This is a genomic window from Bradyrhizobium sp. CCGUVB23, from assembly GCF_024199885.1.
Lineage (GTDB): Bacteria > Pseudomonadota > Alphaproteobacteria > Rhizobiales > Xanthobacteraceae > Bradyrhizobium.
On the sequence record NZ_JANADQ010000001.1, the window covers coordinates 8,498,139 to 8,514,768 of the forward strand.

General features: G+C 64.1%; 17 protein-coding genes. 10 read left to right on the plus strand and 7 right to left on the minus strand.

Annotated features, from left to right (window positions below; all coding sequences use genetic code 11):
- Window positions 1-10: 10 nt before the first annotated feature.
- Entirely contained in the window at window positions 11-688 is a 678-nt protein-coding gene (locus tag NLN62_RS39620; RefSeq protein ID WP_027524590.1) for a glutathione S-transferase family protein, read from the plus strand.
- A 22-nt stretch (window positions 689-710) separates the two neighbouring features.
- Here NLN62_RS39620 and NLN62_RS39625 read toward each other — a convergent pair whose 3' ends face one another.
- From NLN62_RS39625 to NLN62_RS39640, 4 genes are all read right to left on the minus strand, one after another.
- Entirely contained in the window at window positions 711-1,001 is a 291-nt protein-coding gene (locus NLN62_RS39625) for a DUF1330 domain-containing protein (RefSeq protein WP_027524591.1), read from the minus strand.
- The gene (locus NLN62_RS39630) at window positions 998-1,516 is read right to left on the minus strand and encodes a DUF1697 domain-containing protein (protein WP_027524592.1); all 519 of its coding nucleotides are present in this window, start codon (window positions 1,514-1,516) and stop codon (window positions 998-1,000) included. The genes NLN62_RS39625 and NLN62_RS39630 overlap by 4 nt, the downstream gene beginning before the upstream one ends.
- A gap of 9 nt (window positions 1,517-1,525) precedes the next feature.
- Window positions 1,526-2,173 (minus strand): alpha/beta hydrolase, encoded by a 648-nt coding sequence (locus NLN62_RS39635; RefSeq protein WP_027524593.1) that lies wholly within the window; start codon window positions 2,171-2,173, stop codon window positions 1,526-1,528.
- Window positions 2,174-2,552: 379 nt separating this feature from the next.
- Window positions 2,553-3,500, minus strand: a complete 948-nt coding sequence (locus NLN62_RS39640; protein WP_254112288.1) for a LytTR family DNA-binding domain-containing protein — start codon at window positions 3,498-3,500, stop codon at window positions 2,553-2,555.
- A 44-nt stretch (window positions 3,501-3,544) separates the two neighbouring features.
- On the opposite strand from NLN62_RS39640, the gene NLN62_RS39645 reads away from it, so the two are divergent.
- The 9 genes from NLN62_RS39645 (at window position 3,545) to NLN62_RS39685 (ending at window position 12,381) form a co-directional block, all read left to right on the plus strand.
- A complete protein-coding gene (locus tag NLN62_RS39645) occupies window positions 3,545-4,738 on the plus strand; it encodes an acyltransferase family protein (protein WP_254112289.1) in 1,194 nt (397 codons plus the stop codon).
- Window positions 4,739-4,792: 54 nt separating this feature from the next.
- The gene (locus tag NLN62_RS39650; protein ID WP_254113829.1) at window positions 4,793-5,932 is read left to right on the plus strand and encodes a cysteine desulfurase family protein; all 1,140 of its coding nucleotides are present in this window, start codon (window positions 4,793-4,795) and stop codon (window positions 5,930-5,932) included.
- Between the two features lie 113 nt (window positions 5,933-6,045).
- On the plus strand, window positions 6,046-7,542 hold the full coding sequence (gene sufB, locus NLN62_RS39655; RefSeq protein WP_027524596.1) for a Fe-S cluster assembly protein SufB: 1,497 nt from the start codon (window positions 6,046-6,048) through the stop codon (window positions 7,540-7,542).
- A gap of 62 nt (window positions 7,543-7,604) precedes the next feature.
- Window positions 7,605-8,357 carry a Fe-S cluster assembly ATPase SufC gene (gene sufC / locus NLN62_RS39660; RefSeq protein WP_027524597.1) on the plus strand — a complete coding sequence of 251 codons (753 nt, stop codon included), beginning with the start codon at window positions 7,605-7,607 and terminating at the stop codon, window positions 8,355-8,357.
- 11 nt (window positions 8,358-8,368) lie between these two features.
- Window positions 8,369-9,676 (plus strand): Fe-S cluster assembly protein SufD, encoded by a 1,308-nt coding sequence (sufD, locus tag NLN62_RS39665; RefSeq protein ID WP_254112290.1) that lies wholly within the window; start codon window positions 8,369-8,371, stop codon window positions 9,674-9,676.
- The gene (locus NLN62_RS39670) at window positions 9,673-10,920 is read left to right on the plus strand and encodes a cysteine desulfurase (RefSeq protein ID WP_254112291.1); all 1,248 of its coding nucleotides are present in this window, start codon (window positions 9,673-9,675) and stop codon (window positions 10,918-10,920) included. Before sufD ends, NLN62_RS39670 begins: the two co-directional genes overlap by 4 nt.
- Window positions 10,917-11,288 (plus strand): SUF system Fe-S cluster assembly protein, encoded by a 372-nt coding sequence (locus tag NLN62_RS39675; protein ID WP_027524600.1) that lies wholly within the window; start codon window positions 10,917-10,919, stop codon window positions 11,286-11,288. The genes NLN62_RS39670 and NLN62_RS39675 overlap by 4 nt, the downstream gene beginning before the upstream one ends.
- 53 nt (window positions 11,289-11,341) lie before the next feature.
- A complete protein-coding gene (locus NLN62_RS39680; RefSeq protein ID WP_198031809.1) occupies window positions 11,342-11,749 on the plus strand; it encodes an iron-sulfur cluster assembly accessory protein in 408 nt (135 codons plus the stop codon).
- A gap of 182 nt (window positions 11,750-11,931) precedes the next feature.
- Window positions 11,932-12,381: a TfoX/Sxy family protein gene (locus NLN62_RS39685; RefSeq protein WP_027524602.1), complete on the plus strand. Its 450-nt coding sequence runs from the start codon at window positions 11,932-11,934 to the stop codon at window positions 12,379-12,381.
- A 67-nt stretch (window positions 12,382-12,448) separates the two neighbouring features.
- Here NLN62_RS39685 and NLN62_RS39690 read toward each other — a convergent pair whose 3' ends face one another.
- From NLN62_RS39690 to NLN62_RS39700, 3 genes are all read right to left on the minus strand, one after another.
- Window positions 12,449-13,516, minus strand: coding sequence for a GGDEF domain-containing protein (locus NLN62_RS39690; protein ID WP_254112292.1), 1,068 nt, complete (start codon window positions 13,514-13,516; stop codon window positions 12,449-12,451).
- A gap of 230 nt (window positions 13,517-13,746) precedes the next feature.
- Entirely contained in the window at window positions 13,747-15,294 is a 1,548-nt protein-coding gene (locus tag NLN62_RS39695; protein ID WP_254112293.1) for a DEAD/DEAH box helicase, read from the minus strand.
- Between the two features lie 320 nt (window positions 15,295-15,614).
- Window positions 15,615-16,577: a helix-turn-helix domain-containing protein gene (locus NLN62_RS39700; RefSeq protein WP_254112294.1), complete on the minus strand. Its 963-nt coding sequence runs from the start codon at window positions 16,575-16,577 to the stop codon at window positions 15,615-15,617.
- Window positions 16,578-16,630: the final 53 nt, after the last annotated feature.

Consider the following 16,630-nt stretch of genomic DNA (forward strand, 5'->3'; position numbering starts at 1 on the left):
GATCTCCGCCATGACCGCAGCCCTCAAACTGATCAGCCACAAGCTTTGCCCTTATGTACAGCGCGCCGTGATCGCGCTGACCGAAAAGGGCGTGGCGTTCGAGCGGATCGACATCGATCTCGCCAACAAGCCCGACTGGTTCTTGAAGATATCGCCGCTCGGCAAGGTGCCGGTGCTGGTGGTCACGACCGCGCAAGGCGAGGTCGCGCTGTTCGAGAGCAACGTGATCGGTGAGTATATCGAGGAGACGCAAGGAGGCGCCGAGCTGCATCCGGCCGACGCGCTGAGGCGCGCCGAACACCGCGCCTGGATGGAGTTCGGCTCGGCGATCCTCGGCGATCTCTGGGGACTTGAGACGACAACCGATCCAGCAACGTTCGAGAGCAAGCGTCAGGCGCTCTCCGCCAAGTTTGCCCGCGTCGAGGCCGCGCTGGGCGCCGGCCCGTTCTTCGCCGGCGAGCGGTTCAGCCTGGTCGACGCCGTGTTCGCGCCGGTCTTCCGCTATTTCGACGTCTTCGATGAGCTTGCCGAGCTCGGTATCTTCAAGGATTTGCCGAAGGTCCGCGCATGGCGCGCGGAGCTTGCCAAGCGTCCGAGCGTTCGCACGGCTGTTGGCGCGGACTACCCGCAATTGCTGCGCGCGTTCCTTGTGCGCCATGACGCGCATCTGTTAAAGCTTGCCGCGTGAAGCGGCTCGTGATCGCGAGCGGCTAGGTGCACCCGTCGGCGAGCAGCAATCTGCTCGTCGTCGTCGCGTGGCGCACCTTGAACAGCTCCTGAATCTCAGGATCGCTCAGGAATGCTTCCGCGTTTTCGCGCTCCGGAAATTCGATGATGACGAGGCGTTCGGGTGCCCAGTCGCCCTCGATCGTCGTCGTCTGAACCCCACGAACGATGTATTTCCCAGAATGCCTGGCGATGAAGGCGGGGATTTCGGCGATGTATTGCTTGAAGCCTTCGAAGTCATTCACCGAGAGGTCGAGCACCAGATACGCCTTCATTGCTCGAGCTCCGCGGCCATCTTCGCCAGCGTCGCGATCGTGTTCATGTTGCGCGCGGTGCCGGTTTTCGCGGCGGGGATGACGAGCTTCGACGTCCCCATGCCGTCGCCATAATGCACGTAGATCTCGCGGCGGCCGAGGCGGACTTCCTCGTCCTCCTGGCCGCGGATGCCCGTGAGCGCGTCGGCCGGCGGGGGCTTGTCGAGGAAGGTCGCGAGGGTGCGGTTGGGCGCGGCCTTCGGAAAGGGATTGTCGGCTGCAACCTGCGCCATCTCCGCCGCGCTGCGCACGAGCACGCCGACCGGTTTGCCCGCGTAAGCGTGCAGGCGCTTCTCAAGCGCAGCCTTGATTGCAGGTTCGGACTTGCGACTGGTGAACACCACATTGCCGCTGGCTATATAGGTGCGCACGGCGGCAAAGCCGAGCTCCTCGCACATCGCCTTGAGCTCGCTCATCGGCAGCTTGCCGGTGCCGCCGACATTCACGGCACGGAGCAAGGCGACGAACGAGCCCATCAGCAGCCTTTAGCGAACGTTGGCGAGCCGCATGTCGAGATAGGCGGTGATGGTCTCCATCAACGGCTCGAGCTTGCCGTCGAAGAAGTGATTGGCGCCGGGAATGACCTGCTGGTCGATCACGATGCCCTTCTGCGTCTTCAGCTTCTCGACCAGCGTGTTGACGTCCTTCGGCGGCACCACCGCATCCTTTTCACCATGGACGATAAGTCCCGAGGACGGGCAGGGCGCAAGGAAGGAGAAGTCGTAGAGGTTGGCCGGCGGCGCGATCGAGATAAAGCCTTCGACCTCGGGGCGGCGCATCAACAGCTGCATGCCGATCCAGGCGCCGAAGGAGAAGCCGGCAACCCAGCACGCGCGGGCTTCGGGATTGATGGTCTGCGCCCAGTCGAGCGCCGCGGCGGCATCGGACAATTCGCCGGTGCCGTGATCGAACGAGCCCTGGCTGCGGCCGACGCCACGGAAGTTGAAGCGCAGCACGGAGAAGCCGCGGTGCGCGAAGGCGTAGTAGCACTGGTACACGATCTGATGATTCATCGTGCCGTGAAACTGCGGATGCGGATGCAGGATCATCGCGATCGGCGCGTTCTTCTGCTTGGCCGGATGGTAGCGGCCTTCGAGACGGCCTGCGGGGCCGGCGAAAATGACTTCAGGCATGATGATCTCTTGATTGATTCCCTCGAGACGATCCTCAGCGATCAACCGATCGTGGCGGCTTCCACCGGCTGCAGAGCCGACGAAAGCGCGCATGGGAGTGGAAGGGGCGCCCTCGGATGATGCGCGAGTGGCGCGCGGGTGAACTGACGCGCGCGTTCTAACACGAGGCAAGGGTCAGAAAGCAAGCTTCTTCGACATCTCGCAATGCGCTCAAGAGCTTAGCCGGTCATCGCGGCGTCATGAGCGCCCCGCCGCACGCGGCTGTGTCGCCGCCGGGATCGAGCAAATCGACGACGAGGATCGGTGTTGAGTTCAGGATTCCAAGTTAACCAATTGGAATCATGGCGATTTAGCGCCCGCCGGGCAGCCCCGGAGCGATTCACACAGGAGGCGTGCGACCTCCGAGCGAGGCAACCGCTAGCCGATAGCGCCGGCTGCCCTGGAGCGTTTGCCCGTTGTCGAAGGTGAGTTCGAAATCTCCTGACGGTTTCAGGTCCACGCCGCTCACCCGATCGAGATTGGCAAGCTTCGTCCGATGAACGCGAACGATGGCGAAGCGCGAGAGCTCGCTCTCGGCCATCGCGAGCGTACCCCGGATCAGGTGCTGACTGCCGTCGGTAAGGCTGTATTCAATGTAGTTGCCGGCGGAGGCGACCCAGAGAATGTCGCGCGGCGCGAGGCGAATGCGGCTTGCACCGTCTCGCAGCCAGATCAGATCGGGGACAGGCGGCTGTCGCGGGTCGGCAGCTTTGGCAGCCAGCGCGGTTCTTTTCAGCTCACGACGGCTCTCGAATAGCCAGATCGTTCCGCCGATCAGGAGGGCGGCCACGGCATCCTTGCGAAACTCGTATGAGATCGTCGCAAGCGAGAAATGGAAATCGTAGGTGCTTCCCGCGAGCCAGAGCACGAGCTTCCTGACCCAGACCATGCCGGTGATGTGGAGGGTCGAGAAGCCGAGCAGGGCGAGCGCTCCGATACCCACCCGGACGACGAGCCCCGGGCTCCGGTGCATGCGCCGGACGGCCAGCACCAGGAGCGGGACGGTCAGCAGGACGACGGCGATGCTCGACATCTCCCAGAACAGCCGCCGGCCGATGTCGTAGCTGTCGCCGCGCCAGGCGGCATCCTGCGCGCCGGAGAGCGCATTCACGATTCCGACCGCAAGCGCGACGGCTGCGATCGCCGCGAACATCGTCCAGTCGCCGCCGCTGATCCCAAAAAGCCCACCGCTCGTCCCAGGGCGTGACGCTTCATCCCGCGTGTTGCGGTTCTGATCCCAAACCGGCTCGACGCGCTCTGCTTGTGGGGCATTTTCGGTGTCAGCCATGGCCAAAGAACCGTGCTTGGCGTCCCGTCAAGGAGCAGAAAACCATGTCAACACCACAGCAACTCTCGACCTCGGAACGGCGCATCGATCTAGACTGGGTGCGGATTGGCGCCTTCGGGCTCTTGATCTTCTACCACGTCGGCATGCTCTACGTGTCCTGGGGATTTCACATCAAGAGCGTCTACAGGCTGACCTGGCTCGAGCCGTTGATGCTGGTCCTCAATCCCTGGCGGCTCTCGCTTCTGTTCCTGGTTTCCGGGGTTGCGACGAGGTTCATGCTCGGCAAGTACCGCCTCGGATCGTTCGTTGGCGCGCGGTCGGCGCGGCTGTTGATTCCCCTGATCTTTGGCATGCTGGTGATCGTGCCGCCGCAGTCCTATCTCCAGATCGTCGAAAGCCTCGGCTATCCGGCCGGCTTTGTCGATTTCTATGTCCATCACTATCTCGCCTTCGGGGCGCAGTTCTGTCCGAACCCTTGCATCGTCCAGCCGACCTGGAACCATCTCTGGTTCGTGGTTTACCTGTGGGTCTACACGATCGCGCTGGCCGGCGTGCTCTGGCTATGGCCGGCCGTGACCGATGAACTCGGTGCGCAGCTTGCCGTTCTGCTCACAGGGCCCGGATTCCTGATCCTGCCGAGTCTGCTGTTCGCGGCCTGGCGCCTGTTCCTGTTCCCGGCCTTTCCGTCCACGCACGCGCTGTTTGGCGACTGGTACAACCACGCGGACTATGCGACGGCGTTCCTGATCGGCTTCCTGCTGGCGAAGCAGGGGAGCGTCTGGTCCGAGATCGAACGCCAGCGCTGGGCGGCGCTGGCAGTCGCAGCCGCTTGCTTCATCATCTTCATCCTGCTGTTCGCAGGCCTGCTCGCGCCGTCGCCGCTGCTGAAGAGGTGCGCCAGCATCGCCTATGGCTGCTATCAGTGGCTTGCCATGGTCGCAGTGCTCGGTTTCGCACGGCGGCACTTCACGGCCGACGGACCCGTGCGCCGCTATCTCACGGACGCGATCTTCCCGTACTACATCGTGCATCAGACCGCGATAATCGTGATCGCGCATGGACTGCGTGGCAGCGGATTCTCGGTTGAGGTCGAGGCCTCCATCGTGATCCTCGGCACCGCGCTTACATGCGTAGTCACCTATGAGATCGTGCGGCGCATCGCCTGGCTGCGGCCTCTGTTCGGATTGCGGACCGGGTCCCGCCGCCCGGCCGGGATCCCGCAGCAGCAACCGGCCTGATGCGGGCGGGGTCCCGATTGGCGCGCTGGCAAAAGGTGCTAAGAGGGCGATATGCTGCCGACCCGCGTTTATCTCGACTGGAATGCGACCACGCCGCTGCGCCCGGAGGCGCGGGCGGCGATGGTCGCGGCCTATGGTCTGGTTGGCAATCCGTCGTCAGTCCACGCCGAGGGGCGGGAGGCACGCCGGCTGGTCGAGGCGGCTCGTGCTGCGCTTGCACGAGCGGTTGCCGGCCTGCCGCGCAACGTCATCTTCACCTCGGCGGGAACCGAGGCCAATGCGCTGGCGCTGTCGCCGGGTCTAAAGGGGCCCTCAGGCGGCCCGGTGGAACGCCTTCTGGTGTCCGCCGTCGAGCACGCCTCGGTACTGGCAGGCGGGAGGTTTCCGGCCGATGCCGTCAGTCCGATTCATGTGACGCGCACCGGCGTTGTTGATGTCGGCCACCTCAAGGCGCTGCTTGCTTCCGGTCCGCCGGCGCTGGTGTCGATCATGGCCGCCAACAATGAGACCGGCGCGCTTCAGCCGGTGGCGGAGGCGGCGCGGATCGTCCACGAGGCGGGCGGGCTTTTGCATGTCGATGCGATCCAGGTGCTTGGCAAGATACCTTTTGATATCAATGAGATATCTGCTGATCTTGCCACCTTCTCTGCACACAAGATCGGTGGTCCCAAGGGTATTGGCGCATTGGTGGTGGCCGAGGGCGTAACGGGGCTCGAACCGCTGCTGCGCGGTGGCGGGCAGGAACTCGGCCGCCGCGCGGGAACCGAGAACGTCCCGGGCATCGCCGGTTTCGGCGCGGCCGTGACGGCGGCCGTTCAGGCTCTGGCGGAGGATGCAGAGCGGCTCCGAACCTTGAGGAATCGCTTGGAAAACGGGCTGCGAACTGTGCCGGGCACGATGATTTTCTCGGAGGATGCTGGGCGGTTGCCAAATACCACCTTGTTTACGGCGCCGGGGCTGAAAGCCGAGACCGCCGTGATCGGCTTCGACCTCGAAGGGATCGCCGTATCCTCAGGCTCAGCCTGTTCGTCCGGGAAGGTACAGCCCTCCCACGTGCTCTCCGCCATGGGATTCGACCCCAAAACGGCCCAGGGAGCGGTGCGTCTCAGTCTGGGCTGGTCCACGCAGGAGGCGGACATCAATCGTACCCTTGAGGCTTGGCGAAAGCTCGGTAATAACCTACTTAGAGAGTAAGCGACGAAACACGGCTTGAACGGTTCTAAGCACGTGCTTTCCGCATAGAAACATCGTAATAGTCGTTCGAGTTTGATCCACCGCGGTCCTTGAAACCGCGAGCGGAGGATGGAATGCCAGCCGTACAAGAGACGGTCGAGCGCGTGAAGCGCATCGACGTCGACCAGTATCGTTATGGGTTTGAAACCCTGATCGACTCCGAGAAGGCCCCGAAGGGGCTGTCGGAAGACATCGTAAAATTCATTTCCGGAAAGAAGAACGAGCCCGCCTGGATGCTCCAGTGGCGGCTCGAGGCCTATCGGCGCTGGCTCACCATGACCGAGCCGACCTGGGCGCGCGTCGAGTATCCCAAGATCGACTTCCAGGACATCTACTATTACGCGGCGCCGAAGCCGAAGAAGACGGTCTCCTCGCTGGATGAGATCGATCCGGAGATTTTGAAGACCTACGAGAAGCTCGGCATTCCCTTGAGGGAAGTGGCGATGCTCGAAGGCGTCGAGCCGAAGCCCGGTGAGGAAGACCCGGCCCGGCGCAAGATCGCGGTCGATGCGGTCTTCGACTCGGTGTCGGTTGCGACCACCTTCAAGGCCGAGCTGAAGAAGGCTGGCGTGATCTTCATGCCGATTTCGGAGGCGATCCGCGAGCATCCCGAGCTGGTGCAGAAGTATCTCGGCTCCGTGGTGCCGACCTCTGACAATTTCTACGCGACGCTGAACTCGGCGGTGTTCTCCGATGGCTCGTTCGTCTACGTGCCGCCGGGCGTGCGCTGCCCGATGGAGCTCTCGACCTATTTCCGCATCAACGAGCGCAACACCGGCCAGTTCGAGCGCACGCTGATCATCGCCGATAAGGGCTCCTACGTCTCCTATCTCGAGGGCTGCACGGCGCCGCAGCGCGACGAGAACCAGCTGCACGCCGCCGTGGTCGAGCTCGTCGCGCTCGACGACGCCGAGATCAAATATTCGACGGTGCAGAACTGGTACCCCGGAAACTCGGAAGGCAAGGGCGGCATCTACAACTTCGTCACCAAGCGTGGCGACTGCCGCGGCAACCACTCCAAGATCTCCTGGACCCAGGTCGAGACCGGCTCGGCGATCACCTGGAAATATCCGAGCTGCATCCTGCGCGGCGACAATTCGAGCGGCGAGTTTTACTCGATCGCGATCTCGAACGGCTTCCAGCAGGTCGATAGCGGCACCAAGATGATCCATCTCGGCAAGAACACGTCGAGCCGGATCATTTCCAAGGGCATCGCGGCCGGCAAGTCGCAGAACACCTATCGCGGTCTCGTCACCGCGCATCGGAAAGCGACCGGCGCCCGCAACTTCACCGCCTGCGACTCGCTGCTCATCGGCGACAAATGCGGCGCGCACACCGTGCCCTACATCGAGGCCAAGAACTCCTCGGCCACCTTCGAGCACGAGGCGACGACCTCGAAGATCTCCGAGGACGTGCTGTTCTACTGCGTCCAGCGCGGCCTCAGCCAAGAGGAAGCCGTCGGCCTCGTCGTCAACGGCTTTGTCAAGGACGTGCTCCAGCAGCTCCCGATGGAGTTCGCAGTGGAAGCGCAGAAGCTGATCTCGATCTCGCTTGAAGGGTCGGTCGGTTAATTGCCGGCCCTCGCGGCGCGCTTCGGCGCTCCCTGGATCATTTGAATAGACTGGAAACCAATATGGCTTTGCTTGAAGTGAAAGACCTGAAGGTTCGTGTTGAGGAACGTGAGATCCTCCACGGACTGACGCTGACCGTGAACGAAGGCGAGGTGCATGCGATCATGGGGCCGAACGGCTCCGGCAAGTCGACGCTCTCCCACGTCATCGCCGGCAAGCCCGGCTATGAGGTCACCGACGGCCAGATCCTGTTCAAGGGTGAGGACCTCCTGGAGATGGACCCCGAAGAGCGCGCCGCCAAGGGCGTGTTCCTGGCGTTCCAGTATCCGGTCGAGATCCCCGGCGTCGCCACGATGAACTTCCTGCGCACGGCGCTCAACGCGCAGCGCAAGGCGCGCGGCGAGAGCGAATATTCGACGCCGGACTTTTTGAAGAAGGTCCGCGAGGTCTCGAAATCGCTGAACATCCCGCAGGACATGCTCAAGCGCGGCGTCAATGTCGGCTTCTCCGGCGGCGAGAAGAAGCGCAACGAGGTGCTTCAGATGGCGTTGTTCGAGCCGAGCCTGTGCATTCTCGACGAGATGGATTCCGGTCTCGACATCGACGCGCTGCGAATTGCCGCCGACGGCGTCAACGCGCTGCGTTCGCCGAAGCGCGCGATGGTGGTGATCACCCACTATCAGCGCCTGCTGAACTACATCGTACCGGATTTCGTGCACGTGATGTCGAAGGGCCGCGTCGTGAAGAGCGGCGACAAGCAACTGGCGCTGGAGCTGGAGGAGTCCGGCTACACCCAGTTCGAGGACGCGGCGTAAGGGATTTTGCGATGAACGTTGCTTTGGTCAAGACCGGGACCGGCCGCGCGGTGAGCGATCTCTTCACCAGCGCCGAAGGCCGGCTGCCCGGCTCGCCCGCGGTCATAGCAGTGCGCCGCCAGGCCTTCGAGACCTATGAGCGTCTCGGCCTGCCGCACCGCCGGCTCGAAGAATGGAAATACACCGATCTGCGCGCACTCGTCGGCGAGGTGCTGCCGCTTGCGGCCACCCCCGACGCCGCGGCGCTGTCGCGCGCAGCCGAGGCGGTGAAGGCGCATGGCTTCGCCGGCGCCCGCAAGCTGGTACTGGTCGACGGCATGTTCGCGGCCGACCTGTCCGACGTGAAGGCGCTCGCATCGGAAGTCAGCGTCAAGACGCTGCGCGAAACGCTGGAGAAGGAGTCCGGCGACCTGCTCGCGACCGCCTCGACGGACGCGATGATTTCTTTGAATGCGGCGATGGCGACCGACGGCGTCGTGGTGTCGATCGCGGACGGTGCTCAGCTTTCAGCTCCGATCCAGATCATCCACATCGCGACCGCCGCCTCCGCGTCCGCCTTCACGCGCTCGCAATTGCGAATCGGGAACGGCGTCCGCGCCACCATCATCGAGAGCTTCGTCGCGGCTGGCGCTGCGGCCTACCAGGTCAACGACGCCGTGCTGGTGACGATCGGCGACAACGCCGATGTCGCGCATATCCGCCTGATGGATGATGCGCCTGACGCCGTGAACATCACCTCCGAGATCATCACGGTCGGCGCGAATACGAAGCTCAACTTCTTCAACATGACGACCGGCGGCGCTGTGAGCCGCCTGCAGGGCTTCATCACGCTGGCAGGCGAGGGCAGCGAGCTCGCGGTCAATGGCGTGAACCTCCTGAAGAAGACCGAGCATGGCGATTCGACGCTGGTCGTCGACCACGCCGTGCCCCATTGCACCAGCCGCGAGATCTTCCGCGCCGTGATCGATGATCGCGCGCATTCGGTGTTCCAGGGCCGCATCATCGTCCGCCCCGACGCACAGAAGACCGACGGCAAGATGATGACGCGGGCGCTGCTGCTCTCGGACGAGGCTGAGGCCGACAACAAGCCCGAGCTCGAGATCTTTGCCGACGACGTCTCCTGCGGCCACGGCGCGACCGCCGGTGCGCTCGACGACAGCCTGCTGTTCTATCTGCGCGCCCGTGGGTTGCCCGAGAAGGACGCTCAGGCGCTGCTGATCCAGGCCTTCGTCGGCGAGGCGATCGAGCAGATCGCCGATGATGATTTGCGCGAGCACGTGATCGGCATTGCCGAGCGCTGGCTGGAGCGGCGGTCATGAGCACGCATCCGGCGGTCCTGAACGGTTCTTATGACGTCGCGCGGGTGCGCCAGGATTTTCCGGCGCTCGCCATGCAGGTCTACGGCAAGCCGCTGGTCTATCTCGACAACGCGGCCTCGGCTCAGAAGCCGCAATCCGTGCTCGACCGCATGACGCAGGCCTATACGAGCGAATATGCCAATGTGCATCGCGGCCTGCACTACCTCGCCAATGCGGCGACCGAGGCCTATGAGGGCGGCCGCGCCAAGGTGGCGCAGTTCATCAACGCGCCCCGACCTGAGGAAGTGATCTTCACCCGCAACGCGACGGAGGCGATCAACCTCGTCGCCTCGTCCTGGGGTGAGCCCAATATCAAAGAGGGCGACGAGATCGTCCTCTCGATCATGGAGCACCACTCCAACATCGTGCCCTGGCATTTCCTCAGGGAACGCTACGGCGCGGTGATCAAATGGGCTCCGGTCGATGATGAAGGCAATTTCCTGATCGACGAGTTCGAGAAGCTCTTGACCGCGAAGACCAAGCTCGTCGCGATCACGCAGATGTCGAACGCGCTCGGCACCATCGTGCCGGTCAAGGACGTGGTGAAAATCGCGCACGCCCGCGGCATTCCCGTGCTGGTCGACGGCAGCCAGGGCGCCGTGCATATTCCGGTCGACGTCCAGGACATCGGCTGCGACTTCTATGTCTTCACCGGCCACAAGGTCTATGGGCCGACCGGCATCGGCGTGCTCTGGGCCAAATACGACCACCTCGTCGCGATGCGTCCCTACAATGGCGGCGGCGAGATGATCCGCGAGGTCTCCCGCGAAATCGTCACCTATGGCGATCCCCCGCACAAGTTCGAGGCCGGCACGCCCGCGATCGTCGAGGCGGTCGGGATTGGCGCGGCCATCGACTACGTCAACTCGATCGGCAAGGAGCGCATCGCCGCCCACGAGCACGATCTCCTCACCTATGCCCAGGACCGCCTGCGCGAGATCAACTCGCTGCGGCTGATCGGCACCGCGCGCGGCAAGGGCCCGGTGATCTCCTTCGAGCTGAAGGGGGCGCACGCCCACGACGTCGCCACCGTGATCGACCGCCAGGGCATCGCGGTGCGCGCCGGCACCCATTGCGTGATGCCGCTTTTAGAGCGGTTCAACGTGACCGCGACGTGCCGGGCATCGTTCGGCATGTATAATACAAGGGACGAAGTCGACCATCTGGCACATGCGCTTTTGAAGGCGCGGGATTTGTTCGCATGAGTGACACGGCCGAAATCAAAGCCAATCCGATGGAGACGCATTCGGCGCTGCCGCCGGAGGAGACCGAGCGTCTGACGCGCGAGATCATCGCGGGGCTCAAGACCGTGTTTGATCCGGAAATTCCCGCCGACATCTACGAACTCGGCCTGATCTACAAGGTCGAGATCAAGGACGACCGTTCCGTCGACGTCCTGATGACGCTGACGACGCCGAATTGCCCGGCCGCAGGCGAGCTGCCGACCATGGTCGAGAATGCGGTTGCCAGCGTTCCCGGCGTCGGCGTGGTCGATGTCAAGGTCGTCTGGGAGCCGGCCTGGACGCCGGAACGCATGAGTGACGAGGCGCGCCTCGTCCTCAACATGTGGTGACATCAATCAGGCTCTTGCACATCCGGCATTGAACTTGCTCCGCAACGGACCAAATGACTGACATGACCCAGGCTTCTCCAGTTTCGACTCCCAAGCCGCGGCGGCCGCGTCCGCAGGTGATGCGGCTGACGGATGCTGCCGCGCAGCGCATCATCGAGCTGACGCAGCGTGCGGACTCCGAGATCGTCGGCTTGCGCGTCGGCGTGAAGAACGGCGGCTGCGCCGGGCAGTCCTACACCGTCGAATACGCCCACGAGATCCGCCCGACCGACGAGGTCGTCGAGGACAAGGGCGTCAAGATCCTGGTCGATCCCAAGGCCGTGCTGTTCCTGCTCGGAACCGAGATGGACTACAAGGCCGACAAGATGCAGGCCCAGTTCGTCTTCAACAACCCCAATCAGATCTCCGCCTGTGGCTGCGGCGAGTCGGTCGAGCTGCGGCCGGCCAAGGTCGAGGGGTAGCCCCGCTCTCGCCATTCACTCCGCTGTCGTCCTGGCGCAAGCCAGGACCCATACCGCGTGATTTCTCGTGGGTGACAGGTCTCAGTACCGGCGCTGGTACAACTAGCGGTCTTCGCTAAACTGCTCCCTGGGGTAATGGGTCCTGGCTTTCGCCAGGACGACCATGCGGAGAGAGCGTGCCGATGGACCGCGAATTCCTGATCGACCTATTTGCCGATTTCGGCCCCGTCACCATCCGCCGGATGTTCTCCGGCTACGGGATCTCCGCCGACGGCACCAATTTCGCGCTGGCTCTGCGCGCCGGCCTGTTCCTCCGCGCCGATGAGCAGACGATCCCGAGCTTCGAGGCCGAAGGCTCAGCGCCGTTCCAGTACCAGACCCGCGCCAAAACCGTGATGGTGAACTCCTACTGGCAGTTGCCTGCACGCCTGTTCGACGATTCCGAGGAGCTTGCGGAGTGGGCGAGGGCCGCGCTCGCCGCCGCCCAGCGCGCCAAGGTGAAGAAGCGGCCCAAGGCAAAGAAGGCGACAAAGAAGGCGGTGAAGAAGGCCGCCAAGCCTGCGAAGAAGGCGCTGGTGAAGAAGCCGACCAAGAAGGCTGCGGTTCGCAAGCGCGCGAAGCGGAAGGCGTAGCTCTAACCATTCGTCATTCCGGGCTCGCGGCTTCGCCGCGTCCCGGAATGACGGCGGTGAATAAGGCTCAAGCCACCTGGCCGCGCCTCTCGACGCTGTATTCCGGGTCGGTCTCGCAGATCACGCGGTTGCGGCCGTTGCGCTTGGCGGCGTAGAGGCAGGCATCGGCGCGCTCGATCAGGGAGTCGGTGTCGTCGCCCGGCTTCACCATGGAGACGCCGACTGAGATCGTGACGCGGCCAAGGATCTCACCGGTCGATTTCTTCTTCAATTCCTTCGCCATCACGGCGCGGCGGATGTGGTCGGCGACCGTGAGCGCCTGGCGCAGCGCGGTGTTGGGCAGCACGACCGCGAACTCCTCGCCGCCGTAGCGCGCGGTGATGTCCTGGCCCTTGATGGTTTGCTTCAGTGACAGGCCGACGAGCCGCAGCACTTGGTCGCCGGTGAGGTGGCCATAGGAATCGTTGAACGACTTGAAGTGGTCGATGTCGAACAACAGCAGCGACAGCGGCTCGCCGCTTGCGAGCGCGTTCTGCACGGCCATACCGATCATGCGATCGAAATATTTGCGGTTGCCAAGACCGGTGAGGGGATCGGTCAGGCTTTCGGCGCGGATCGCCTCGAGGCTCTGCTGGAGATTGCTGATCTCGTTCGCGGACAAGGTCAGGCGGTCCTCCAGCGCCTTGTTGGTCTCGCGCATGTCGCGCGTCGCATGGAGCAGCGTGTCCACGATCGCCTTGATCTGGTCGCGGTCCTTGGCGGTCGACAGCTTTGCGGCGGCGCCTGACAGGCTCGCATCATAGGAGGCGGACATGCCCAGCGCTTCGGTGAGCACCTTCATCACGTCGTCGATCTCGCCGATGACGCGCGCGCCGACCTTGTCGATGCGGTCGGTGGTCTTGATGTGGGAGAGATAAGTCTCGTAGATCTGCTCGAGATCGGCTTCGGTCAGCTTGCCGTTGCGCGCCAGCGTCTCGTTGATGATCTTGTTCAGCGGGGCGTTGTAGCCGGTGGCGTAGACGTACCAGATCTCGTAGTTGCGGGGAATTGCGGTCTGCTTGAGCGATCGGATCTGACCGAGGGCCACCTCGGCGAACGCCATCGTGCGTTCGTGTTCGTCGAGCACCTTGACCACAGAACATCCCCAGAGCAGCCGGTGCGCCTCCGACTGCAGCAATACTTAAATTATGGTCTCAGGCTAAAGGACGATTCTGAACGGCCGGTAAACGGCCGTTCCCTGGAGCATGATCCGGACCCGAAGGGCCGCGTCAGCGCAAAGTGTGTCGCGATTTTCCCTCGCGACAAACGCGGGACGCGTTTGCGCGGAGATCACGCTCAGACAAACAACCTAAAGCGCGGCGCGCTTTAGGCGCCGGCGGGGGAACGAACCGGTCGCAACAGAAATGCCGGCAGATGCGAATGATCGCCGGGCTCGCTGTCGGCCTCGCGCTGCGGACGGCGGGGCTCGGGCCGGCCGATCGAGGGCACATGCGACGTATTGGCCTGCTGGCGCGAGCCGTGGCGCGGCTCAGAGGCGTGCCTTGCTTCGCGCGCAGGCTTTGCCTCGCGTGAAGGCTTGGGCTCGCGTGCAGGCTTGGGCTCGCGTGCAGGCTTGGGCTCGCGTGCAGGCCGCGCTTCCGCTGCTGGCCTTGCGTCCGAGGCGTGCCGCGCGTCACCACGCTGCTCATGGCCGCCGCGACGCGACTTGCCGCGACCGCCGCGCGACCGCTCCCGGCCACGCTGCTCGCGCGAACGCTCGGTTGGCTCGGCGGACTCGCTGTGGACCTCGAACTCGCCTTCGGCGCGCGGAATGTTCTGGCCGATCAGCTTTTCGATCGCGGCCATCGACTTCTGGTCGAGCGGCGTCACGATCGAGATCGCGGTGCCGGTGCGGCCCGCGCGTCCCGTGCGGCCGATGCGGTGAACGTAATCGTCGGGATGATGGGGAACGTCGAAATTGAAGACGTGGCTGACCTCGGGGATATCGAGGCCGCGGGCGGCGACGTCGGAGGCGACCAGCAGCGGCAGCTCGCCCTTGCGGAACTGATCCAGCGCCGCCATGCGGGCCGGCTGATCCATGTCGCCGTGCAGTGCTCCGACACTGAAGCCGTGCTTCTGGAGCGATTTGTGAACGATCGCGACCTCGCGCTTGCGATTGCAGAAGATGATCGCGTTCTTGAGATCCTTGGCCTCGCGCAGGAGGCGGCGGAGGAGTTCCCGCTTCTCATGCGCCTCGCGTCCGGCGGGGACCTGGGACTGCGTGACTGTGACGGCGGTGGTGGCGGGCTTGGAAACTTCGACCTTCTGCGGATTGTGCAGGAAGGCTTCGGTGATGCGCCGGATCTCCGGCGGCATGGTCGCGGTGAAGAAAAGGGTCTGCCGCGTGAAGGGGACGAGCTTGCAGATGCGCTCGATGTCGGGAATGAAGCCCATGTCCAGCATGCGGTCGGCTTCGTCGATGACGAGCAGCTCGACGCCGGTGAGCAGGAGACCGCCGCGCTCGGTATGGTCGAGCAGGCGGCCGGGGGTCGCGATCAGCACGTCGACGCCGCGCATCAGCTTGGCATCCTGGTCGCCGAAGGAGACGCCGCCGATCAGGAGGGCGACGTTAAGCTTCTGGCCGGCGCCGTAGCGGTCGAAGTTCTCCTTGACCTGGGCGGCGAGCTCGCGGGTCGGCTCGAGGATCAGGGTGCGCGGCATGCGTGCCCGGGCGCGACCCTTTTCGAGGATGGTGAGCATTGGCAGCACGAAGGCCGCGGTCTTGCCGGTGCCGGTCTGGGCGATGCCGAGCACGTCCTTGCGTGCGAGGACGTGAGGGATCGCCTGTTCCTGAATGGGGGTGGGGTTGGTGTAACCGGTGGCCGCCACTGCGGCGAGGACTTTTTCGGATAGTCCGAGATTTGAAAAGGACATTGAGCCTCTAGTCGAAACCGCCGTTCGGAATCGAGGGTAATTTAAGGCTGTCGCGCTCCACCCCGAAACGGCGCGCTCTCAAAGAAGCTGGGGGTGCTGACCTACGCGAGCAAGGCTTTGCGCGAACAACGCGCCAAACTCAGGAATCGCGTTTCGATACCGAGCCGCGTTGCCCGGAACATAGGGGGGAATCGGCCAAAGTCAATGGAGCGAGCGCGGGAAGGCTCTTAAAAACCTAGCGTTTTTGCTCAAATTGCGGGCGAAGTCGGGCTTTTCGCCCGATCGCCGGCCGGGCGACCGGGGGGAGGCCAGGAAGGCGGCTAACGCTTCTCGGCCGCCTGCGCCCGGAAATCGCCTGGCGGCAGCCCGTAAGCTGCGTTGAAGACCCGGTAATAGGTCGCAAGGCTTTCGAAGCCGCAGGCGGTGGCGACGTCGGCAATCAGCCGTTCCGGCGCTTCGCGCAACAGGCGGCGGCTCTGGGCCAGGCGTTGCTCGGTCACGGTCTGGGAGAAGCTCTTCTCCGCCATTTCGAACAGCATGTGGAGGTGTCGCAGGGACACCCCGAGCCAGTCGGCGACCATCGCCGGGGACAACCGGGGATCCTTCAGGTGGCGGACGATCAGGCGGCGCGCCAGCGAGAGCCGGCCGATCCGCAGCGCGTATTGTCCGCGGCGGCCGCCGGGCCTGACGATGCCGCGCTCGATCAAGGCGAGACAGGCCAGCGCCTCCACCAGCGGTTTGGCGTGGGTAGTCTCGTCCCCGCCGGCGAGTTCACCGAGTTCGGCAAAGGCGGCATCGAGTAGGGGGGCCAGCGCAGGGTCGCCGAACGGCTTTGGCGTGAGGTCGCGAGCGCGACTGTCCTGCGCCGGGACGCCGGCCACGGGGATCTTCAGGATCCTCAGGTGAAAGCCGGCGGCGCCGAGCGGCACGGTGCGATAGGGCAGGTCGGTATGGCTCGTGGCAAACCTGCCATTTTCGATTGCAAAATCGCTGCTGCGCATGCCGCCGAACCAGCCGCCGCCGCCGAGCTGCTGGTAGACGCAGATGCTGTCGCTGGCCGCGTCCGCAATGTCGGCTTTGCTACGCTCGACCTGGTAAGGTGAGGCCTTGAGCTCGACGAGGCCGGCACCGCCGACCTTGCGCAGCGTGAACTCGCCGGAGAAATCCGCGCGCTGCTCGCGGGCGAGTTCCGCGGTGACGCCGAACAGCCCCTTGGCGCGCACCTCCCGCCAATAATCGAAGCGGTCCTGCGGCTCGACCTCGTCGGTGCACCAGCGATACACGGAAGACCCTCGGGTAGATAGGTAATGCCGCTTAAGCAAAAGCAGATTCCGCT